The 19,179-nt window shown below is 71.0% G+C and carries 20 protein-coding genes and 1 pseudogene; 9 read left to right on the top strand and 12 right to left on the bottom strand.

The features are described 5' to 3' along the window. Positions 1-154: 154 nt before the first annotated feature. Positions 155-1,189, bottom strand: a complete 1,035-nt coding sequence (locus tag PINTE_RS06160; RefSeq protein ID WP_068427561.1) for an NAD(P)-dependent alcohol dehydrogenase — start codon at positions 1,187-1,189, stop codon at positions 155-157. Between the two features lie 199 nt (positions 1,190-1,388). Between PINTE_RS06160 and PINTE_RS06155 the strand changes: the two genes are divergently transcribed. After that, positions 1,389-2,855, top strand: coding sequence for a GntP family permease (locus PINTE_RS06155; protein ID WP_068427560.1), 1,467 nt, complete (start codon positions 1,389-1,391; stop codon positions 2,853-2,855). Positions 2,856-2,926: 71 nt separating this feature from the next. Here the strand turns inward: PINTE_RS06155 and PINTE_RS06150 are convergent, their stop codons facing one another. The 6 genes from PINTE_RS06150 to PINTE_RS06125 form a co-directional block, all read right to left on the bottom strand. Then, a complete protein-coding gene (locus PINTE_RS06150) occupies positions 2,927-3,388 on the bottom strand; it encodes a heat shock protein transcriptional repressor HspR (RefSeq protein WP_068427558.1) in 462 nt (153 codons plus the stop codon). Next, positions 3,388-4,467, bottom strand: a complete 1,080-nt coding sequence (locus PINTE_RS06145) for a DnaJ C-terminal domain-containing protein (RefSeq protein WP_068427556.1) — start codon at positions 4,465-4,467, stop codon at positions 3,388-3,390. Before PINTE_RS06145 ends, PINTE_RS06150 begins: the two co-directional genes overlap by 1 nt. Positions 4,468-4,622: 155 nt before the next feature. After that, entirely contained in the window at positions 4,623-5,228 is a 606-nt protein-coding gene (gene grpE / locus PINTE_RS06140; RefSeq protein WP_068427555.1) for a nucleotide exchange factor GrpE, read from the bottom strand. 185 nt (positions 5,229-5,413) lie between these two features. Beyond that, entirely contained in the window at positions 5,414-7,321 is a 1,908-nt protein-coding gene (gene dnaK, locus PINTE_RS06135; protein ID WP_068427554.1) for a molecular chaperone DnaK, read from the bottom strand. A gap of 768 nt (positions 7,322-8,089) precedes the next feature. Beyond that, positions 8,090-8,506, bottom strand: coding sequence for a PIN domain-containing protein (locus PINTE_RS06130; protein ID WP_068427552.1), 417 nt, complete (start codon positions 8,504-8,506; stop codon positions 8,090-8,092). Beyond that, positions 8,503-8,754: a type II toxin-antitoxin system Phd/YefM family antitoxin gene (locus PINTE_RS06125; protein WP_068427550.1), complete on the bottom strand. Its 252-nt coding sequence runs from the start codon at positions 8,752-8,754 to the stop codon at positions 8,503-8,505. The genes PINTE_RS06130 and PINTE_RS06125 overlap by 4 nt, the downstream gene beginning before the upstream one ends. Positions 8,755-8,924: 170 nt before the next feature. Between PINTE_RS06125 and PINTE_RS06120 the strand changes: the two genes are divergently transcribed. Together PINTE_RS06120 and PINTE_RS06115 are read left to right on the top strand one after the other, a co-directional pair. Next, the gene (locus PINTE_RS06120) at positions 8,925-9,170 is read left to right on the top strand and encodes an AbrB/MazE/SpoVT family DNA-binding domain-containing protein (protein WP_068427548.1); all 246 of its coding nucleotides are present in this window, start codon (positions 8,925-8,927) and stop codon (positions 9,168-9,170) included. After that, positions 9,157-9,579 (top strand): type II toxin-antitoxin system VapC family toxin, encoded by a 423-nt coding sequence (locus tag PINTE_RS06115; RefSeq protein WP_068427547.1) that lies wholly within the window; start codon positions 9,157-9,159, stop codon positions 9,577-9,579. The genes PINTE_RS06120 and PINTE_RS06115 overlap by 14 nt, the downstream gene beginning before the upstream one ends. A 30-nt stretch (positions 9,580-9,609) precedes the next feature. Here PINTE_RS06115 and PINTE_RS06110 read toward each other — a convergent pair. Together PINTE_RS06110 and PINTE_RS06105 are read right to left on the bottom strand one after the other, a co-directional pair. Then, positions 9,610-10,049, bottom strand: a pseudogene (locus PINTE_RS06110) (DUF4262 domain-containing protein). A gap of 225 nt (positions 10,050-10,274) precedes the next feature. Beyond that, positions 10,275-11,192, bottom strand: coding sequence for an SDR family NAD(P)-dependent oxidoreductase (locus tag PINTE_RS06105; protein WP_068427544.1), 918 nt, complete (start codon positions 11,190-11,192; stop codon positions 10,275-10,277). Between the two features lie 333 nt (positions 11,193-11,525). Here PINTE_RS06105 and PINTE_RS06100 point away from each other — a divergent pair, with 333 nt between their 5' ends. Continuing rightward, positions 11,526-11,762, top strand: coding sequence for a hypothetical protein (locus PINTE_RS06100; RefSeq protein WP_068427543.1), 237 nt, complete (start codon positions 11,526-11,528; stop codon positions 11,760-11,762). Between the two features lie 121 nt (positions 11,763-11,883). Further along, entirely contained in the window at positions 11,884-12,789 is a 906-nt protein-coding gene (locus tag PINTE_RS22590; RefSeq protein ID WP_157087105.1) for a M15 family metallopeptidase, read from the top strand. Positions 12,790-12,807: 18 nt separating this feature from the next. Here PINTE_RS22590 and PINTE_RS06090 read toward each other — a convergent pair whose 3' ends face one another. The 3 genes from PINTE_RS06090 to PINTE_RS06080 form a co-directional block, all read right to left on the bottom strand. Next, positions 12,808-13,221 (bottom strand): DUF1810 domain-containing protein, encoded by a 414-nt coding sequence (locus tag PINTE_RS06090; RefSeq protein ID WP_068427539.1) that lies wholly within the window; start codon positions 13,219-13,221, stop codon positions 12,808-12,810. Between the two features lie 80 nt (positions 13,222-13,301). Next, positions 13,302-13,811, bottom strand: a complete 510-nt coding sequence (locus PINTE_RS06085) for a DinB family protein (RefSeq protein ID WP_174523991.1) — start codon at positions 13,809-13,811, stop codon at positions 13,302-13,304. Between the two features lie 82 nt (positions 13,812-13,893). Continuing rightward, entirely contained in the window at positions 13,894-14,757 is an 864-nt protein-coding gene (locus PINTE_RS06080) for a helix-turn-helix transcriptional regulator (protein WP_068427594.1), read from the bottom strand. A 142-nt stretch (positions 14,758-14,899) separates the two neighbouring features. Between PINTE_RS06080 and PINTE_RS06075 the strand changes: the two genes are divergently transcribed. The 4 genes from PINTE_RS06075 (at position 14,900) to PINTE_RS06060 (ending at position 19,026) form a co-directional block, all read left to right on the top strand. Continuing rightward, positions 14,900-16,300, top strand: a complete 1,401-nt coding sequence (locus PINTE_RS06075) for an MFS transporter (protein WP_068427538.1) — start codon at positions 14,900-14,902, stop codon at positions 16,298-16,300. 88 nt (positions 16,301-16,388) lie between these two features. Further along, positions 16,389-17,423 carry a proline racemase family protein gene (locus PINTE_RS06070; protein WP_068427536.1) on the top strand — a complete coding sequence of 345 codons (1,035 nt, stop codon included), beginning with the start codon at positions 16,389-16,391 and terminating at the stop codon, positions 17,421-17,423. Further along, positions 17,420-18,382, top strand: coding sequence for an ornithine cyclodeaminase family protein (locus tag PINTE_RS06065; protein WP_068427532.1), 963 nt, complete (start codon positions 17,420-17,422; stop codon positions 18,380-18,382). Before PINTE_RS06070 ends, PINTE_RS06065 begins: the two co-directional genes overlap by 4 nt. Then, positions 18,379-19,026 carry a GntR family transcriptional regulator gene (locus PINTE_RS06060; protein WP_245642824.1) on the top strand — a complete coding sequence of 216 codons (648 nt, stop codon included), beginning with the start codon at positions 18,379-18,381 and terminating at the stop codon, positions 19,024-19,026. The genes PINTE_RS06065 and PINTE_RS06060 overlap by 4 nt, the downstream gene beginning before the upstream one ends. The last annotated feature ends 153 nt before the right edge of the window (positions 19,027-19,179 follow it).

Here is a 19,179-nt window from a genome sequence, read left to right as displayed (position 1 = left end):
GCCCCAGAAGAGGGAGCCGGAATTGCCCAGACCGTAGGCGGCGGCCGCGGAGGATGTCCACGAAAAACGGCCGTTCCGGGGCAGATATATCTCGCGCCCCGGAACGGCCGCTCGTGCGACGCGTGCGACGCGTCGGAGGCGTAAAGCCCAGGAGTCAGAGCGTCGAGGTGTCGATGACGAAGCGGTAGCGCACGTCGGAGTGCACGACGCGGTCGTAGGCCTCGTTGACCTGGTCGGCGCTGATGACCTCGACCTCGGCGCCGACGTTGTGTTCGCCGCAGAAGTCGAGCATCTCCTGGGTCTCGGCGATCGACCCGATCATCGAGCCCGCCAGGGTGCGCCGCTGCGAGACGAGCGCGAAGGCCGGCACCTGCATCGGCTCGGGCGGGGCGCCGACCTGCACGAGCGCGCCGGAGGTCTTGAGCAGACCCAGGTACTTCACGATGTCGAGCGTCGCGGAGACGGTGTTGACGATGAGGTCGAACTCGCCGGCGAGGTCCTCGAAGGTCGACTCGTCGGAGGTGGCGTAGTAGTGGTCGGCGCCGAGCCGCTCGCCGTCCTCCTTCTTCTTCAGCGACTGGCTCAGCACGCTGACCTCCGCGCCCATCGCGTGGGCGAGCTTGACCGCCATGTGCCCCAGGCCGCCGAGGCCGATGACCGCGACCTTCTTGCCCGGCCCGGCTCCCCAGTGGGACAGCGGGGAGTAGGTGGTGATGCCGGCGCACAGCAGGGGCGCGGCGACGTCGAGGCCGAGGTTCTGCGGGATGTGCAGCACGTAGTTCTCGTCGGCGACGATCTGCTCGCTGTAGCCGCCGGCGGTCGGCAACCCGTCGCGGCCGATCGCGTTGTACGTGCCGATCATGTTGGCGCAGTAGTTGTCGAGACCGGCCTTGCAGTTCTCACACTCGCGGCAGGAGTCGACGAAACACCCGATGCCGGCGTGGTCACCGACCGTGAACTTCGTGACACCCGAGCCGACCTCCTCGACGACCCCGGCGATCTCGTGGCCGACGACGATCGGGTAGTCGATCGAGCCCCATTCGGCCCGCACGGTGTGGATGTCGGAGTGGCAGATGCCGGCGAACTTGATCGCGATGCGCACCTCATGCTCACCGACCTCGCGCCGCTCGATGGTCGTGCGCTCCAGCGGCGCGTCAGGCGCGACCGCGGCAATGGCGTTGACCTGCATTGATTTCCTCTCGATAGGCAAGCGTCCCAACGGTACCCGCACCTGCCACGGTCTGCCGTCGAGGCCCGGGCAGCAGGGCGACGAGAGCCGGCGCCGCACGCCCGGACCATTGACAGGCCTCCGGAGCACCCTAATGTTGACTGTTAACTGCCAACAGACGACATTGGAGTCGTTGCGGCGGACAGGAAGGTGGCTCGCTATGGGCGCGGCAATACTCATTCATCTCGGAATCGCGATCGTGGGCATCGTCCTGCTGATCGTCATCGGCAAGATCAACCCGGTCATCTCGCTCGTCGTCGGCAGCCTCTATCTCGGGCTGGCCGGCGGACTGGGCCCCACGGAGACGGTGCTCGCGGCCACCGTGGGCTTCGGAAACCTCATGGCCGAGGTCGGGCTCATCATCGGCTTCGGCGTGATGATCGGCGCGATCCTCTCGGCGAACGGCACGATGAAGCGCGTCGTCGACGGGCTCCTGAAGCTCGGCGGCCCCCGCACCTCGTCGTACGTGCTCGGCATCTCGTCGGGAATCATCTTCCCGGCCATCTACTTCGACGTCGCGCTCGTCATCATGGCGCCGATCGCGAAGGCCATCGCCCAGCGCACGGGCCGCAGCGTCGCGCCGCTGGCCGGGGCGCTGGCGATCGGGCTCGAGGTCGGTCTGCTCATGGTCATCCCCGGCGCCGCCGCCCTCGCCATGGCGGCCTCGCTGCAGATCGACATGGGCACGATGCTGCTCTGGGGCATCCCGTTCGGACTCGCGATCGTGCTGCTCAGCGTCTTCGTGCACACCGCCGTCACCGACCGCACGTGGAACCCGGCGCGGGACGAGGAGCCCACCGCCGGCTACACGCACACCCCCACCGAGCACGTGTCCTTCGGCGGCGTCGCCGAGGGGCAGCCGCTGCACCACGAGCCGGCCCAGGCCACGCACGGCCCGCACGGCGAGATCAACGTCGTCGAGGCCGCGATCGCGCAGGACGCCGCGGAGGCCGAGCAACTCGAGCGCGCCCGGCAGCACCAGCTGCCGATCGTGCTCGCCATGATGCCGATCATCGTGCCGATCCTGCTGATCATCGTCGACACCGTCTCCCGCCTGGCGCTGGGGCAGTCACCGGCGGCGATCGAGTTCCTCGGCAACCCGGTGGTCGCGCTGCTCATCGGCCTGCTCATCGGCATCGTCGAGACCATCCCGCAGGTCACCCGCAGCGGCGTCGACGAGATCATCACCCTCGGCGCGCAGACGTCCGGCTCGATCCTGCTGTTCACCGGCGTGGCCGGCTCCCTCGGCAACGTCATCACCGAGGTCGGCATCGGCGACATGCTCGGCGCCCTGTTCCAGGCCAACGCCGGCATCCCCGTGCTGCTCGCCTGGCTGGTCGCCGCGGTGCTGCGCATCGCGCAGGGCTCGGGGTCGGTGGCCGCGATGACCGGAGCCGGCATCCTCGCCCCGGTCATGGGCACGGTCGGCGTGCCGCCCATGCTCATCCTGCTGGCGGCGGCCTCGGGAGCGGCGTTCGGCGGCAACGTCACCGACAACACGTTCTGGATCTTCAAGCAGATGCTCGGCCTGACGACCCGCGGCGCGTTCCAGGTCTACACGCTGGCCCAGTCGATCATGGCCATCATCGGCCTCGTGCTGTGTTGCGCGCTCGCGCTGGTGTTCTGACGGATTCGTCCACACGCCGACAGCCCGGCACCCCTGCCTCAGGGTGCCGGGCTGTCGGGTTGTCGGGTTGATCAGCTCCGCGACTGGGGCCGCCAGACGACGAGCGCCTGCGAGCTCACGGGCCGCGACGGCCGCTCCCCGGCGCGGACCGCGACGACGTCGCCGGCTCGGCCGGCCGCGAACACGCGCCGGCCGAGCTCGGCGGCGGCGCGCAGCTGCGCGACCTCCTCGTCGAGTTCGGCGACGCGGCCGCGCAGCGCCTCGACCTGGTTCTCCAGCTGCAGGATCCGCTGGATGCCGGCGAGGCTGACGCCCTCCTCCTGGGAGAGACGCTGCACCTCGCGGAGCCGGGCGATGTCGCGGGACGAATATCGCCGGCCCCCGCCGCGGGTGCGCGACGGGGTGACGATGCCGAGCCGGTCGTACTGACGCAGCGTCTGCGCGTGCATGCCGGCGAGCTCGGCCGCGACGGAGATGACGAAGACCGGGGCGTCGTCGTCGTGCGCGAAGGCGCCGCGCAGGCGGGGCGACATCAGTCGGCCCCCGCCTTGCGGAACACCTCGGCCCGTGGGTCGTGGCCCTCGTCGGCGCGCTGCAGCGTCTCCACCGCGGCGCGCATGTCGTCGTCGAGCCGCTGCGGCACCTGCACCTGCACCTTGGCGAGCAGGTCGCCGGTGCCGCTCTTCTTCGGCACCCCTCGGCCCTTGACCCGCAGCGTGCGTCCGGACGGGGTGCCGGGCGCGATCTTCACGCGCACGCTGGAGCCGTCGAGGGTGGGCACCGGCACGGTCGCCCCGAGCGCCGCCTCCGCGAACGTCACCGGCAGGTCGACGACGAGGTTGTCGCCGTCGCGGGTGAACACCGGGTGCGGTTCGACGGTGATCTTCAGCAGCAGGTCACCGGCGGGCGCCCCGGCCGACAGGCCCGGCTCCCCCTTGCCGGCGAGCCGGATCGTCGCGCCGTCCTTGACGCCCGCGGGGATGCGGGTCGTGATCGGCGTGCCGCCGACGCCGACGCGCACGGTGTCGCCCATGACGGCCTGACGGAAACTCATCGTCGCCGACGCGTGCACGTCGCGACCCTTGCGCGGCGGGCGCCGCGCCCCGCCGAAACCGCCGGAGGTGCGGTCGCGGGTGCCGAAGCCGCCCTGCCCGGCCTGCTGGCCGAACATCGACAGCAGGTCTTCCAGGTCAGGGGACTCGCCCGCGTAGGCGCCGCCGCCGGGGGAACCACCCGGGTAGCCGCCCGGGTAGCCGCCGCCTCGGGCGAAGTTCGGGTTGCCCTGGGCGGCACCGCCTCCGAAGAGGTTGGAGAAGATGTCCTCGAAGCCGGCGCCCTCGGCTCCGGAACCGCCGGCGCTGAACCGGGGTCCGCCGGAGCGCATGGCGCGGATCGCGTCGTACTGCTTGCGCTGCTCCTTGTCGGAGAGCACCGCGTAGGCCTCGCCGACCTCCTTGAACCGCTTCTCGGCGGCCGCGTCACCGGGCTTGCTGTCGGGGTGGAACTCCCGGGCGAGCTTGCGGTACGCCTTCTTGATGGTGCTGGCGTCAGCGTCGGACGCGACGCCGAGGACTGCGTAGAAGTCTTTCTCGAACCAGTCTTGACTGGCCATGTCCCCTCCTTCGCTGATCGCTCATGCGAGTTGGTGTCGGTGTAGTCGTATCGTCCTCTGGCCGAAGGCTGCCCTTTCGGTCGAGGGCCCCTGCTGTTGCAGGAGCCCTCGACCGATCCGGCAGCCCTCGACCCGTGGTGGGTGTGTCGGGTGGGTCAGGCAGGGTCGGCGACCGCTACCAGGGCGGCGCGGATGACGCGCTCGCCCATCTTGTAGCCGGGCTGCATGATCTGCACGACGGTGGTCTCCGTCGTGCCGGGTGCGAGCTCGGCCTGGGTGTGCATGACGGCCTCGTGGATCATCGGGTCGAAGGTGTCGCCCGGTTCGCCGTACCGCTGAACGCCGTACCTGCCGAGGACTCCCTCGAGCTTGGCGGCGATCTTGGCGAACGGACCGCCCTCGAGGTCGCCGTGCTGGCGCGCGAGGTGGATCTCGTCGAGCACCGGCAGCATCGACTCGATGACGCCGGCGACCGCGCGGTCCTTCTCGACGGCGCGGTCGCGGTCGACGCGCCGCTTGTAGTTGATGTACTCGGCCTGCAGTCGCTGCAGGTCGGCGAGTCGCTCGGCGGCCAGGATCGTGTCGGGGTGCTCCTCGTCCGGAGCCGCAGCCGATGCCGGAGCCGGGGGCTCCTGCGGCGCGGCCGCGCTCGACTCTTCCTCGGGCTCCTGCGGGCCGGCGTTCTGGCGACCGGGCAGGTCCTCTCCGACGGCACCGCCGAAGGCGTCGTCGCCGCTGGACAGCGTGTCGCTGTCGGTCATGCTCGCTGCCTCCTTCGAAGCTGGCGGGTCTGAGGTGACGCGCAGGTCTCCAGTCTGCGGATCGAGACGCCGCTTGTCGCGGATGACGATTCGCGGGGTTTCCTCGTCCTGCTCATGGGCGGGCCTGCGCCCTTCGCGGGCGGGGCCGCCGGCCGCTGCCGGCGACCCCGCTGATCCGTCGAAGGTCACTTCTTGCCCTGGTCGTCGTCCTCCACGACCTCCGCGTCGACGACGTCGTCGTCACCCGGGGCCTGCTGACCGCCGGTGGCACCGGCGTCCGGGCCGGGCTGGGCGCCCTCGCCGGCCGACTGCTCGGCCTGCGCGGCGGCGTACATCGCCGAACCCATCGCCTGGGAGACCTCGTTGAGCTTGGTCACCTTGGCGTTGAGGTCCTCGGCGGACGGGGCGTCGTCACCGGTCTTGGCGAGCGCGGCCTTGAGGTCGTCGAGGGCCTCCTGCACCGGCTTCTTGGTGTCCTCGGGCACCTTGTCGCCGTTCTCGGAGAGGAACTTCTCCGTCGAGTAGCTGACCTGCTCGGCCGTGTTGCGGGCCTCGGCCTCCTCGCGACGCTTCTTGTCCTCCTCGGCGTGCGCCTCGGCCTCCTTGACCATGCGGTCGATCTCGTCCTTCGGCAGCGCGGAGCCACCGGAGATCGTCATCGACTGCTCCTTGCCCGTGCCGCGGTCCTTCGCGGAGACGTGCACGATGCCGTTGGCGTCGATGTCGAAGGTGACCTCGATCTGCGGCACGCCGCGCGGGGCCGGCGCGATGCCGGTCAGCTCGAAGGTGCCCAGCGGCTTGTTGGCGCTCGCCAGCTCGCGCTCGCCCTGGAAGACCTGGATGAGCACGCTCGGCTGGTTGTCGTCGGCGGTCGTGAAGACCTCCGAGCGCTTGGTCGGGATCGCGGTGTTGCGCTCGATGAGCTTGGTCATCAGGCCGCCCTTGGTCTCGATACCGAGCGAGAGCGGGGTGACGTCGATGAGCAGCACGTCCTTGCGCTCGCCCTTCAGCACACCGGCCTGCAGGCTCGCGCCGACGGCGACGACCTCGTCGGGGTTGACGCCCTTGTTGGGCTCCTTGCCGCCGGTCAGCTCCTTGACGACCTGGGTGACGGCCGGCATACGGGTGGAGCCACCGACGAGCACGACGTGGTCGATGTCGGAGACGGAGATGCCCGCGTCCTTGATGACCTGGTGGAACGGCGCCTTGGTGCGCTCGAGCAGGTCGCTGGTCATCTTCTCGAACTGGATCCGGGTGATCGTCTCGTCGAGGTGGATCGGGCCGTTCTCGCTCATCGACAGGTACTGCAGCGAGACGTTGGTGCTCGTCGCGGTCGACAGTTCCTTCTTGGCCTGCTCGGCCGCGTCGCGCAGCCGCTGCATGGCGATCTTGTCGTTGGCGAGGTCGACGCCGGTGCTGTTCTTCACGGTGGTCAGCAGGTGCTGCACGATCCGGTCGTCCCAGTCGTCGCCGCCGAGCTTGTTGTCACCGTGGGTGGCGCGCACCTGGATGGTGGAGAAGCCGTCCTCGGGGTCCTTGCCGACCTCCAGCAGGGACACGTCGAACGTGCCGCCACCGAGGTCGAAGACGAGGATGAGCTCGTCCTCCTTGCCCTTGTCGAGGCCGTACGCCAGCGCGGCCGCGGTCGGCTCGTTGACGATGCGCAGCACGTTCATGCCCGCGATCTCACCGGCCTCCTTGGTGGCCTGGCGCTCGGCGTCGTCGAAGTAGGCCGGCACGGTGATGACCGCGTCGGTCACGGGCTCGCCGAGGTAGCTCTCCGCGTCGCGCTTGAGCTTCTGCAGGATGCGGGCGCTGATCTCCTGCGCCGAGTACTTCTTGCCGTCGATCTCGCCGGACTTCCAGTCGGTGCCCATGTGGCGCTTGACCGAGCGGATGGTCCGGTCGACGTTCGTCACCGCCTGGCGCTTGGCGATCTCGCCCACGAGGACCTCGCCGTTCTTGCTGAAGGCGACGACCGACGGGGTGGTGCGACCGCCTTCGGCGTTCGCGATGATGGTCGGCTCGTTGCCCTCAAGAACGGACACGGCCGAGTTGGTGGTGCCGAGGTCGATGCCTACTGCACGAGCCATATTCGGTGTACTCCTTGGTTGTCGGTTCACGCCCTGCCCGGCGGTGCGCCTGTGGCTGACACCGACCGGCCAGGAGTCTGTAAGTTGCTGGGTGGTTCTACCGCAACCTTGCGGCGTCCTCGCTCAATCTCGCTGGCTGAAGGGCCAGTGTCAAGCTCAGGCTCCGTAAAGTTGCGTCTGATTGGCTCAACTCTTGGAGGCGGCAGATCATTCCCGCGCCGGCCGGGAGTTTCGCCCTTCTGGTCGCGGGCACCGCCATTAGGGCAGCGGGGTGCGGCGGTGCGGGTGCTTCCGGGGCCTCGGCCTGTCGACCCGCTGTCTCGTTCCGCGGGACGGGACCGGCCGGCTGCCGCTGAACCGGCTCCGCGGAGGTGATTCAGCGGAACCCGGGTGGTCCGGTCTCATGACACAGGCTCCCGTGCGGTCCCGCGAGCCTGCCTGCCACGCCGCGTTGACCGTTGCGCGATCTCGTTCTGGGTGGAGCGGTCCCCTAGCTCCAACACCAGATAGGTGGTTCCCCTACGGCATCTTCTACCAGCCGAAGCAGGCAGGCGGCGTGCTCGTCGTCCGGGTGCCGCACTCCCGACGCCACCACCCGGATGCCCTCGATCCGGAGGATGCCCCCAAGGCGATCCTGGGCGCCGAGGGAGAGCACCGTGCGCAGTTGCGCACGGGGGCCGAGGCGCTGCGCAGTGATAGGGAAGACGGCTAGTACCCCGGGGTCATGACCAGCAATTGACCGTCATCGGCCCGCAACACCGGCTCCCGTCAGGCAGAGCCAGGGTCGTCAGTGACGGGATCGTGGATCTCCAGGCCCAGCAACCGCGCGACGGCCGACATCGCCTGATCGTGGGTGCACACGACGACGTCCTCCAGCCCGCTGCGCAGCACAGATGCCAGGTGGATGGCATCCAGGGTCTTGATGTGCGGCACGATCGCTTCGGCCTCTTGGAGCACGGCGTGGTCCAGCGACACCGTGCCTATGTGGTCAAGCACCTCGTCGCGGCGCTCCACCGGCTCACCGACTCGGCGAAGCGCGCGGGTCATCTCGGTGCGCAGCAGGCGGGAAGCGATGATGCCGTCGTCTCTCGACGCTGTGGTCGCATCGAACCAGAGAGCCGCCGCCGCCGAATGGCCGAGCAGGATGCGCAGTGCCACTGAGCTATCGAGGTAGTACCACGTCACGACTCGCCCTTCAGATCGGCCAGGAAGTCGTCGAAGCCGGCGCCGTCGGGGAGCTCGACGCGGGTCAGATCCACGGTTCGCGACGGGCCGCTGCGCTTCGGCGGAATCACCACCGCCGACGACACGGTCGGCACGACCCGAGCCACCTCACGCTGATGGCGCGTCACGACATAGGTCTCGCCTGCCGCGACGTCATCGAGCATCCGCGTGGGGTTCTGCCGCAACTCACCCACGGAGATCCTCTTCACCCCATAAGCGTAGGCAGAAATATCTACACGTGTCTACGCTCGGGCGCCGATCGTCCCTGCGGCCCCGTGCCCGGGCGCCGCTCTGCTGAGCGGGCGATATGTCGCCCGTTCAGCAGAGCGGTTGGGTCAGCCCATGAGCCCGCACAGGTCGTACTGGTAACGTGGTAACCATGCTGGTAACGATCGATCGGGCCGGGCGGATCGTCATTCCCAAAGACGTGCGCGACCAGCTCGACCTGGGGGTGAACACGGAGTTGGAGGTGACTGTCGAGGGCGACAGCCTGCGACTGACCCGACCGCGCCTGCCGGGACGGCAGATCGTCGAGGTCGATGGGTGGCCGGTCATCGCGGCCGTCCCAGGGCTGACGATCACCGACGCCGACGTGCAGCGCTGGCGCGACGATGGCCAGCGCTGAACGGTGGGCGGTCGACACGAGCGTGGCCGTCGCCGCTCTCGACGCCGGCCACGGCGCCCACATCCCGTGTCGTCAGGCCGTCCAGCGGCACCGGCCCTCGCTCGCCGGCCAGGCGGCCTTCGAGGTCTTCGCCGTCATCACCCGCATGCCCGGCCAGGCCGCCGTCGACCCAGGCGACGCCGCCGCCCTCATTGCACGAGTGTTTCCCCACGTCGTCTGGCTCAGTGGCGAACAATCCGCCGCCCTGCGAGAGCGGCTCGCGCCTATCGGCATCTCTGGCGGCGCGACCTACGACGCGCTGGTCGGTGAGGCCGCGCGTACCGCCGGCCATCGCCTCCTCACTCGCGACCAGCGGGCGCGCCGCACGTACGACCTGCTCGGTGTCGACTACGAGCTGGTCGGGCCATAGCCGACGTCGCCCGCCGGTGGCCGACCACGTTCACGCCGTATAGCTACCCGGCCGAGGTTGCAGCTTCGCCGCGGGCGAGCACTCGGGCTCCCACGGGAAGGCGCCGCGCTCATCGGCCCAGGTCAGCTGGAGCCCGGCGACGGAGGCCTCCGGCGGTCGCTCGTAGAAGTCGTTGCGACGAAGAAGATGTCACCCGGGTTGGGCACCGCCTCGACGGTGACGACGAGCCCGCCGACCGTGAGCTGCTCTCCCGGTGTGAAGTCGCGCCCGTGCAGGACCATGTGGGTGGCCTCGTTGAGCACGCGCGCCGAGGCCTCCTGATCGAGCGCGTGCACGATGAACTCGGGGTGGCCGATGCCGTGCAGTCCGGTCGTGTAGCAGAACGCGGGGTGGTCGCCCGAGCCCTCCGGATCACCGGGATCGGGCTGGGCCGGACCCAGCGCCGCGCATTCGTGGCAGTCGCACGGCATGTCGTCGCCGAACACGTACGTGCACCAGCACCCGAACCTGCGGATCGCGTCGATCATGCGCCGCCGCACCTGGTCCTCGTAGGCCAGTTCGGCAGTGGTCGTGCTCATGGTGTCCTCCTCGTGACGCCGCTTCGGTGAGTGAGGAGAACGCTAGGGGCGACCGCCGACAAGATCCGTGACCTGCGCGAACGCGCAGTTCACGGCGGGGTTGGTCGATGGTGAGGGTCACGGCGCGAGCGGGCCGACCAGCTCCTGGCTGCGGCGCCACAGGTCGTCGCGGGTGGCGTCGTCGCGGGCGAGCGCCGACGGCTCGGGGAAGGTGACCTCGCCGCGAACCAGCGACACGTAGACCGACTCCGGCGGCGGTGCGATCTCGCCGGTGGCCAACTGCGCGAGCACCTCGCCGGCCCGCTCCGGCGTGCCCATCGCGAACGCCGGTCTGAACCGGCCGATGATCGTGAGCGCCGGGCGGATCACGGCCGACGCCGCCCGTTGCGCGCGGGTGCTCAGCTGCATGAGGTTGGTGCCCCCGGTCAGCCCCGGGTTGTAGGCGACCACCTGGATGCGTCGGGCGCGCACCTCGTCGCGGGCCGCGAGGGATCGTGCGGTCAGCAGATTGCACAGCTTCGAGGCGGCGTACGCCCGCATTCCCGCGGCCACTGCCCCGCGCTCGGCCGGGTGGGCCAGGGCCGCGGGGTCGAGATGACGCGGCCCGAACGGGATGATCGCGGGATCGTGGGTGTCGCTGGTCGTGATGACGATGCGTCCGCCGTCGGACAGGTACGGCAGCAGCAGACGCACCAGCAGATAGTGCGCCAGGTGGTTGACCCCGAAGGTGCTCTCGAAGCCGTCGGCGGTGCGGCCGTCGAGGTGACGCGCCTGCACCGCGGCGTTGAGCACCAGCACGTCGATCCGGGCGCGGGCGAGATTCCGGACGACGTCCTGCGCGAACTCACGAACGCTCGTCAGCGAGGCCAGGTCCAGCGGCACGGTCTGCACCCCGGCAGGGACCGCTCGGCCGGTTCCCCTGGCGCCCAAGAGCATTCGGTTGCCCGGCTCTCGAGCGAGCCGTTCCAGGGCCTGCGCGCCGATGCCGGAGGTGGCTCCGGTCATGACGATCACCCGCGCGGCCCGGTCACTCATGCGCGGGTCCGGTCTTTTCGACGACTTCGGCCACGAGGGCGGTCGGCTCGGAGACAGTGCGAGGCATGGGTGCGACGGTAACCCCGCGATGGGCCTGACGCTCGTGAGCCACTGGCGACCCGGGCAGGACGATCCGGTCACGTTGGCCGTTCTCGCCGCCGACCTGGCGGTGGTGTTCGCGCTCACCAGCACCTCCGCGCGAACCGGGTCGGGCCGTGCGGGCGTCGGCGCGGCGGGGCGCCCTCGACGACGACGGTGGCGGGCGATGCGGTCGCCGCTGGGCGGTACCGTCAGGAGCCGGACGGATCGGCGTGGTGATGTCACGATGTTGCGGTGCGTATCACCCTCGATATCGACGACGTCGTGCTCTCGGCTGCACGATCGTTGGCACGTGCGCACGGCGTGACGCTGGGAGCCGCCGTTTCCGAGCTAGCTCGCCGTGGCCTCGACGCGCCGGACGCTCACCCGGGAGCTTCGGTCGACACGTCCTACTCCCCCTTCCCGGTGCTGCTCGGCCATCCCGACCACGTGATCTCACGCGAGCTCGTCAACGCCCATCGCGACGAGTGACGACGACCGATCACGCCAGACCGTCGTCGTCAGGTCACGCGTGTCGAGCCCCGTGCGGGCCAGTTGCGGATGTATCCACCTGACGTGGCGAGGCATTGGCGACGCCCGCACACTCGGGCGCATGCCTTTCCTGAGCCGCGGCCCAGCCGCGATCGCCTTGGCCGTGGGTCTCGCTCTGTCTGGCCCCTCCGGGTTCGCCCCCGAGAGCGCGTCGGCGGCGGCCGCGCGAATCACCGTCTCCACGACTTCGATCGCCCAGGACACCTTGCGGGATCCGGTCGTCACCGGCCGGGCACCCGCGGGCGCCGCGGCGACCCTGCAGGTGCGGGTGCGCGGCGCGTGGGCGGCCCACCAGCGGTTCACCGTGCCCGCCTCCGGGGCGTATCGCGTCGCGCTGCGGTACGGGCGCGCCTCGGTGGGCACCTACGCGTTCCGCGTCGTGGCCCCGGGCGCCGTGAGCCCGACGATCACGCTGCGGCGCACCGCCGTGCTCGCCGCCGCCTCGCGGCCGACGACCCGCGCCGACGTCGCCAAGACCTGGCGTGCGGGCTGTCCCGTGCACTACTCGCGGCTGCGGACCGTCTCCATGAATCACTGGGGGTTCGACGGCCGCATCCACCGCGGGACGATCGTGCTCGCCGCCTCGGTCGAGAAGAGCGCGTTGCAGGCGTTCACCGTGGGCATCAGCTCGCGGTTCCCGATCGCCCGGATGCGGGAGGTGTCGGCGTACGGCGGCAGCGACACCGCCTCCATGGCGGCGAACAACACCTCCGCGTTCAACTGCCGGCGGATCACCAACGGCACCCGCTGGTCCAACCACTCCTACGGGCGCGCCATCGACATCAACCCCGTGCAGAACCCGTACGTCTACCGCGGCACCGTCTCCCCCGCCGCCGGCCGCGCCTACACCGACCGCCGGAAGGTGCGGCCGGGCATGATGGTCGCCTCCGCACCCCTGACCAAGGCGTTCGTGGCGCGGGGGTGGCGGTGGCTGTCGACCTACGACTACCAGCACGTGGAGAAGTAGGGCGGATCGACCCACGCCTCAGAGGCGCCGCACCGTCTCAGGGTCGCGCTCGCCGTCGAAGTAGCGGTCCAACACGTCGGCGAACAGCTGGGAGTCGGATTCGGCGGCCGCCTCGAAGAGCGTCATCGACGAGCGCAGCTTCATCGTGTCGATGCCACCGAAGATCGCTTCCGCGCTGGGCGCACCCGACTCCAGCACCGCACGAGTGCACTCCCGCAGACGCTCCCCGAGCACGGGATCGGCCAGATACGACCGCGCCTCGTCGAGGTCGCGGATCGCGTAGTGCTGCGCGGTCGAACTGCGGCCCAGACCCGCGATCTGCGGAAACACGAACCACATCCAGTGGCCGGTCTTGCGCCCGCGGCGCACCTGCGCGAGCGCCTGATCGTAGGTCCCCTCCTGCGCCGACACGAACCGTTCCAACCCGGTCATGACACCCTCCTCCTCCAGCACGTCGTGTCTTTCACATCCGCTACCCGCGTGAACGCACGGGATGCACGAGACGCGTGCGGTCAACCCGCCTTTCCGACCGAGCCGTCCGCGAGCTCGCGGGCGATGTCGAGGTGCCCGGCGTGCCGGGCGTACTCCTGGAGCACGTGCAGCAGGATCCACTGGAGCTGCGGGGTGTCCTGCTCGGTGCCGAACCGGCCTCCGGTCGCGGCGAGGTCGGTGAGCTCGTGGGACAGCACGATCTCGCGGGTGCGCCGGCCCTCGCGATGCAACCGCTCCAACAGCGTTGCCGGGTCGGCCGACGGGGCGACCCAGCCGTCACGTCCGCCGTCACCCCAGGGATCCTCCACCTGCTCGCCGAGAAAACCCCACTGCAGCCAACGACGTTCCATGTACGCCAGATGCGTGACGAGACCGGCCGGCGTCCACCCCGAACCCACACAACTGTGTGACATCTGAGCCGGAGTCAGACCGCGCACCTTGGCGGCCACGACGTCGCGGTAGAAGTCGAGGTAGGTCAGCAGCAGGAGCCGCAGGTCGTCGGTTCGGGCGGGCTCGGGGAACGGCACCATGGGCCGAGTCTGGCGGACCCGCGTGCGGCTCGCACCGTGCGCACCCAACGCGCGACACGATCCGGCGGACGCAGCACCCCGGCTACGGGGTCAGCCGCGCGAGGGCCGCGGCCGAGGGCGAGCCCGGCTCCGCGTGGTATACGAGCAGGGTCAACCCCGGGTCCGCGACGACATCGAGCGCCTCGTACCGCAGCGTGAGGTCGCCGACGAGCTCGTGACGGAAGTGCTGGTCGCCGGAGCGGTAGTGGTCGACGACGTGCCCGGTCCAGCGCGTGCGGAACTCCTCGCTGCGCTCGCTGAGCTGCTCGATGAGGTCGGCCAGGTCGCGGTCGGCCCGGGAGCGGGCGGCCTCGGCGCGCAGCCCGCCGACCGCGTTGTCGGCCAGCCGGGGCCAATGCCGGTAGAAGGCGCGCGACCGGGGGTCGAGGAACAGGGAGCGGGCCAGGTTGGGCACCGCCCCCGGCGCGCCGGCCGCTGCCGTGTCGAAGACGTGCGCGTACAGGGCTCGGGCCAGCGGGTTGGCCGCGAGCAGGTCGAGACGGGCATTGCGCACGAACGCGGCGGCATCGGGCATCAGGTCGAGCAGGTCACTCAGGTCGGAACGCACCTCTCCGGGCCCGCCCGGGTTCTCGGAGGCGCCGCCCCCGGTCGTGCGGACCAGCTCGGCCAGGTGGGCGCGCTCGACGTCGTCGAGGCGCAACACCTGCGCCAGCGACTCGAGCACCCCCTCGGAGACCGCCCCGACCCGGCCGCGCTCGAGGCGCGCGTAGTACTCCACCGACACCCCCGCCAGCAGCGCGACCTCCTCGCGCCGCAGGCCGGCGACCCGGCGGCGGCCGATCGCCGGCGGCAGGCCCGACTCCTGCGGCGTGATCCGGGCGCGCCGCGAGGCGAGGAACTCGGCCACCTCCCGGCGGGCCGCGGCGCGGGCGTCACGTGCGGTCACGCGCTCACTGTACGTGCGCACCCGGCGCGCTTCCCCGTGTCTTCAGGGGCGCCCTGTCAGTACGTGCCTGGTCACGGCCTTCATCCGGTTCTCGCGCGGTAGTGCACTGGAGTCAAGCCATCCCCGACCCACGAGGCGCCCCATGGACTCCCCCACCCTGCGCGAGGAGCATCTCCCGACCGCCGACCCCGACGCCGAGCCCGCTTCCCCCGCATGGACGCTCGTCACCTGCTTCCTCGGCATGTTCGTCGTGACCCTCGACGCGGTCGTCGTCAACGTCGCCCTCCCGCACATCCGCACCGACCTCGGAGGCGGGCTGGCCGGCCTGCAGTGGGTCGTCGACGGCTACACGCTCACGGTCGCGGCGCTGCTGCTGTCGGCCGGCGCGCTCAGCGACCGCATCGGGGCCCACCGGGCGTTCGGCCTCGGCATGGCGGGCTTCGCCGCCGCCTCCGTGGCCTGCGGGCTGGCGCCCACCCTGCCGCTGCTCGTCGCGGCCAGGGTCGCCCAGGGCGCCTTCGCGGCCCTGCTCATGCCGACGTCGATGGCCCTCATCGGGCAGGCCTACGGCGACCCCGTGCGGCGCGCCCGCGCCGTCGGCTATTGGGCGCTGGGCGGAGCGGTGGCCTCCAGCGCCGGACCGGTCGTCGGCGGCGCGCTCAGCGAATGGACCTGGCGCGCGATCTTCCTCATCAACGTGCCCGTCGGCCTGCTCGCCCTGTGGCTGCTTCGGCGCGCGCCCGCGTCGCCGCGCCGCCGGCACCCCTTCGACGCCGGCGGACTCGGGCTCGCGATCGTCGCCATGGGCGCCCTGACATGGGCCGCCATCGAATCGGGCTCCGCGGGCGTGACCTCGGCTCTCGTGCTCGCGATGTTCGGGCTGGCCGTGGCCGCCGGCACCGGGCTGTGGCTGCTGGAGCGCCGAGTGGCCCACCCGATGCTGCCACCCGCGCTGTTCGCGGCACCGGCCGTGTCGGCCGCGTCCTTCGTCGGGTTCGCGTTCATGGCCTGCTTCTACGGCACACCGTTCGTCATGAGTCTCGACCTGCAGCAGCAGCGCGGGCTGAGCAGCCTGACCACGGGCCTGGTGTTCCTACCGATGATGCTCGTCGGCCTGGTCCTCACCCCGCTCAGCGCCCGCATGGTCGAGCGGTTCGGGCGCCGCCCGGTCATGATCAGCGGGCTGGTCGTCATGGCGGCCGGGCTGCTCGGGCTGGGCCTGGCGCCCGCCTCCGCGCCGCTGTGGCACATCGCCGGCCTGCTGATGCTCGTCGGGTTCGGCGGGCCGACCGTCATGCCCCCGGCCACCGCCGCGCTGCTCAACGCCGTCGACCCGAGCCTGTCCGGCACCGCCAGCGGCGTGCTCAACACGAGCCGCCAACTCGGCGGCGCGCTCGCCGTCGCGGTCTTCGGATCCCTGCTGGCCTCAGCAGGCTCGTTCGAGACCGGAGCGCTGCTCAGCATGCTCGTCGCCACCGCTCTGGCGCTCGCTGCAGCGCTCGTGACAGCTCGGAGCCTCGGCCCCAGCGCGGCCGATCGCTGACGGCCGATCTCCCCGGCCGATCGTTGACCCCGCCGCACGCCCACCCCTACGCTCAGTGCAATTGCAATGGCAACACGAGAGGGTCACGATGACCATCGAGCGCTACGAGAGCGTCGACTACCACACGGGCGGGGAGCCGTTCCGGATCGTCACGAGCCTGCCCGTCACGATCGAGGGGCCCGACGTGCCGACCAAGCGGGTGTTCGCGATGAACTCCCCCGACGTCGAGCGGATCCGCCGGATCCTGTGCCACGAGCCGCGCGGGCACGCCGACATGTACGGCGGATTCGTCGTCGAGCCCGACGACGAGGGCGCACACTTCGGCGTCTTGTTCTGGCACAAGGACGGCTTCTCCACCGCCTGCGGGCACGGCACAATCGCGCTCGGAGTGTGGGCGATCGAGAGCGGCCTCGTCGCCGCCGACCCCAGCGGGGTCACCGACGTCGTCATCGACGTGCCGTCCGGGCGCGTGACCGCGCGGGTGCACACCGACTCCGGCCCTGGTGGCTCTGGCGGCTCTGTCACGGTGACCGGGGCCGACTTTCTCAACGTGCCCAGTTACGTGCTCGCCACCGACGTGCCGGTGCAGACCTCCCGCGGCGAGCTGACCGTCGACGTCTCCTACGGCGGCGCGATCTACGCCCAGCTCGACGCAGCGAGCGTGGGGCTGCAGGTCACCCCCGAGCATGTCGGCGACATCATCGCCATCGGGCGCGAGATCAAGTGGCTGCTCGACGAGTCCGAGCACGCGCGGCATCCGAGCGATCCCCGGCTCAGCGGCATCTACGGCACGATCGTCTACGAAGACCTCAGCACGGGCGGGGAGGTCGTGCAGCGCAACGCGACGATCTTCGCCGATGGCGAACTCGACCGCTCCCCCTGCGGCTCCGGCACCTGCGCGCGGCTCGCGACCCTCACCGCGCGCGGCCTCCTGCCGCAGGGCGTGCTGGGCCACCGCTCGATCGTCGGCTCGCGATTCACCGGCACCGTCATCGACCGCACTCAGGTCGCCGGCCGCGAGGCCGTGGTGCCGATGGTCTCGGGCACCGCGTACCGCACGGGCGAACACGTCTTCCTCGTCGACCCGCGCGACGATCTCGTGCCCGGATTCGTGCTGCGATGAACTCCATGATCCCGTTCATCGACCGTGCCGCCGTCGACAAGCTCATCGGCCCGGCTCAGGCCGTCGCCGCGCTGCGCAGCGCCCTGGCCGACGGCTTTCGCCCGGAGAACGACCTCGAACGCGTGGCCCAGCCGCTACGCAACGGCGAGTTCCTGCTCATGCCCGCGGAGGCGGGGCCGGTCGCCGGCATCAAGGTGCTCACGCTCGCGCCGGGCAACCCCGAGCGCGGGCACGATCGCATTCAGGGCATCTACCTGCTGCTGGACTCCGACACGCTGACCCCGCGCACGCTCATCGACGGCCCGGCCCTGACCAACGTGCGCACCCCGGCCGTGTCGCTGGCGGGCATCCACGACCTGCTGCTCTGCGCAGACGGTCCGCTCGACGTCGCCGTCTACGGAGCCAGCCACCAAGGCCAGGCGCACGTGCGCACCCTGGCCGCGGTGGTCGAGGGGCGGCGGGAACTACGCAGCGTGACCGGGGTCGTGCGCCACCCCGAGCGGGTGACCTCGGAGGCGTTCACGCAGGTCGTCGCGAGCGGCAGCCAGGAGGCGGTGTCGGCGACCGCGGCCGCCGGGCTGATCCTGTGCACGACCACGTCGCCGACGCCGCTGTTCGACGGGGCGCTCGTGCGCGACGACGCGATCGTCGTGGCCGTCGGGTCGCACGAGACCGACAAGAGGGAGCTGGACGCAGGGCTCATGGGCCGCGCGGACGTCATCGTCGAGGAGGTCGGCGCCGCGCTGCGCGAGTGCGGCGACGTCGTCCTGGCGATCGACGAGGGCGCGCTGAGCGTCGAGGAGCTGCTGCCGATGGCCGACGTCGTCACGGGCGTTCGCAGCCCGCGCGGCGGCCGGCCGGTCGTGTTCAAGACGTCCGGGATGCCGTGGGAGGACCTCGTCATCGCCGCGGCGGTCGCCGACGCAGCCGACACGACCGACACGACCCAATCGGCGTGAGCGGGGTCCGCGACCCGGTGCGGCAACGGGTGGCCGCCGGCCTGCGGGCCGCCCTGATGTCCGGGGACCTCGATCCGGGGCGGGTGTACTCGGCGCCCGCGCTCGCGGCGCGCTTCGAGGTGTCGGCGACGCCCGTGCGCGAGAGCATGCTCGACCTCGCGCGCGACGGCCTCGTCGAGGTGGTGCGCAACACCGGCTACCGCGTGCGGGAGGTCAGCGCCGCCGAGCTCGACCAGCTCGCCGAGGTGCGGCTGCTGCTCGAGGTGCCGGTCATGGGCGCGATCGCCGCGGAGCACAGCGAGGCCGACGCCGAGCGCCTGCGCGCGCTGGAACCGCTGGTCGCGGCGATGGAGGCGGCCGAGCGAGCCAACGACATCGTCGAGTACCTCATGGTCGACACGCAGTTCCACACGTCGTTCCTCGAGCTGCACGGCAACCCTGAACTCGTCGCGATCGTGCGCCGCGCCCGCGAACGCAGCCGCATGCGCGGGCTGCTGCCGCTGGCCCGGTCGGGCCGGCTCACCGCCTCCACGCAGGAGCACCGCGCGATGATCGACCTCGCCCTGCGCCGCGACCGGCCGGGCCTGGAAGCCCTCGTGCGGCGGCACATCGAACGCGTCCGGCGCGAGTGGGCCACCGGCTGAGCGCAGAACTCACCGACACGGTTCCGGCGGGCATGTGGAGGTAGATCGTCACGACCGCACCCGCTGCGGCAGGCGCTCGTCCGCACGCAAGCGACCGACGTCGGTCGGCGACCTGCTGGGCGGTCAGGCCCTGAAGCTTGCGCCAGGCCCGCG

Source organism: Piscicoccus intestinalis NBRC 104926 (genome assembly GCF_001515525.1).
In the GTDB taxonomy this organism is placed as follows: domain Bacteria; phylum Actinomycetota; class Actinomycetes; order Actinomycetales; family Dermatophilaceae; genus Kineosphaera; species Kineosphaera intestinalis.
This window is presented reverse-complemented; position numbering and strand designations above follow the sequence as displayed.

Excerpts from the sequence above, each read along its gene's own strand:
- PINTE_RS06160 (WP_068427561.1), bottom strand. The coding sequence starts at position 1,189 with ATGCAGGTCAACGCCATTGCCGCGGTCGCGCCTGACGCGCCGCTGGAG.
- PINTE_RS06155 (WP_068427560.1), top strand. The coding sequence starts at position 1,389 with ATGGGCGCGGCAATACTCATTCATCTCGGAATCGCGATCGTGGGCATC.
- PINTE_RS06150 (WP_068427558.1), bottom strand. The coding sequence starts at position 3,388 with ATGTCGCCCCGCCTGCGCGGCGCCTTCGCGCACGACGACGACGCCCCG.
- PINTE_RS06145 (WP_068427556.1), bottom strand. The coding sequence starts at position 4,467 with ATGGCCAGTCAAGACTGGTTCGAGAAAGACTTCTACGCAGTCCTCGGC.
- grpE (WP_068427555.1), bottom strand. The coding sequence starts at position 5,228 with ATGACCGACAGCGACACGCTGTCCAGCGGCGACGACGCCTTCGGCGGT.
- dnaK (WP_068427554.1), bottom strand. The coding sequence starts at position 7,321 with ATGGCTCGTGCAGTAGGCATCGACCTCGGCACCACCAACTCGGCCGTG.
- PINTE_RS06120 (WP_068427548.1), top strand. The coding sequence starts at position 8,925 with ATGCTGGTAACGATCGATCGGGCCGGGCGGATCGTCATTCCCAAAGAC.
- PINTE_RS06115 (WP_068427547.1), top strand. The coding sequence starts at position 9,157 with ATGGCCAGCGCTGAACGGTGGGCGGTCGACACGAGCGTGGCCGTCGCC.
- PINTE_RS06105 (WP_068427544.1), bottom strand. The coding sequence starts at position 11,192 with ATGAGTGACCGGGCCGCGCGGGTGATCGTCATGACCGGAGCCACCTCC.
- PINTE_RS22590 (WP_157087105.1), top strand. The coding sequence starts at position 11,884 with ATGCCTTTCCTGAGCCGCGGCCCAGCCGCGATCGCCTTGGCCGTGGGT.
- PINTE_RS06090 (WP_068427539.1), bottom strand. The coding sequence starts at position 13,221 with ATGACCGGGTTGGAACGGTTCGTGTCGGCGCAGGAGGGGACCTACGAT.
- PINTE_RS06085 (WP_174523991.1), bottom strand. The coding sequence starts at position 13,811 with ATGGTGCCGTTCCCCGAGCCCGCCCGAACCGACGACCTGCGGCTCCTG.
- PINTE_RS06075 (WP_068427538.1), top strand. The coding sequence starts at position 14,900 with ATGGACTCCCCCACCCTGCGCGAGGAGCATCTCCCGACCGCCGACCCC.
- PINTE_RS06070 (WP_068427536.1), top strand. The coding sequence starts at position 16,389 with ATGACCATCGAGCGCTACGAGAGCGTCGACTACCACACGGGCGGGGAG.
- PINTE_RS06065 (WP_068427532.1), top strand. The coding sequence starts at position 17,420 with ATGAACTCCATGATCCCGTTCATCGACCGTGCCGCCGTCGACAAGCTC.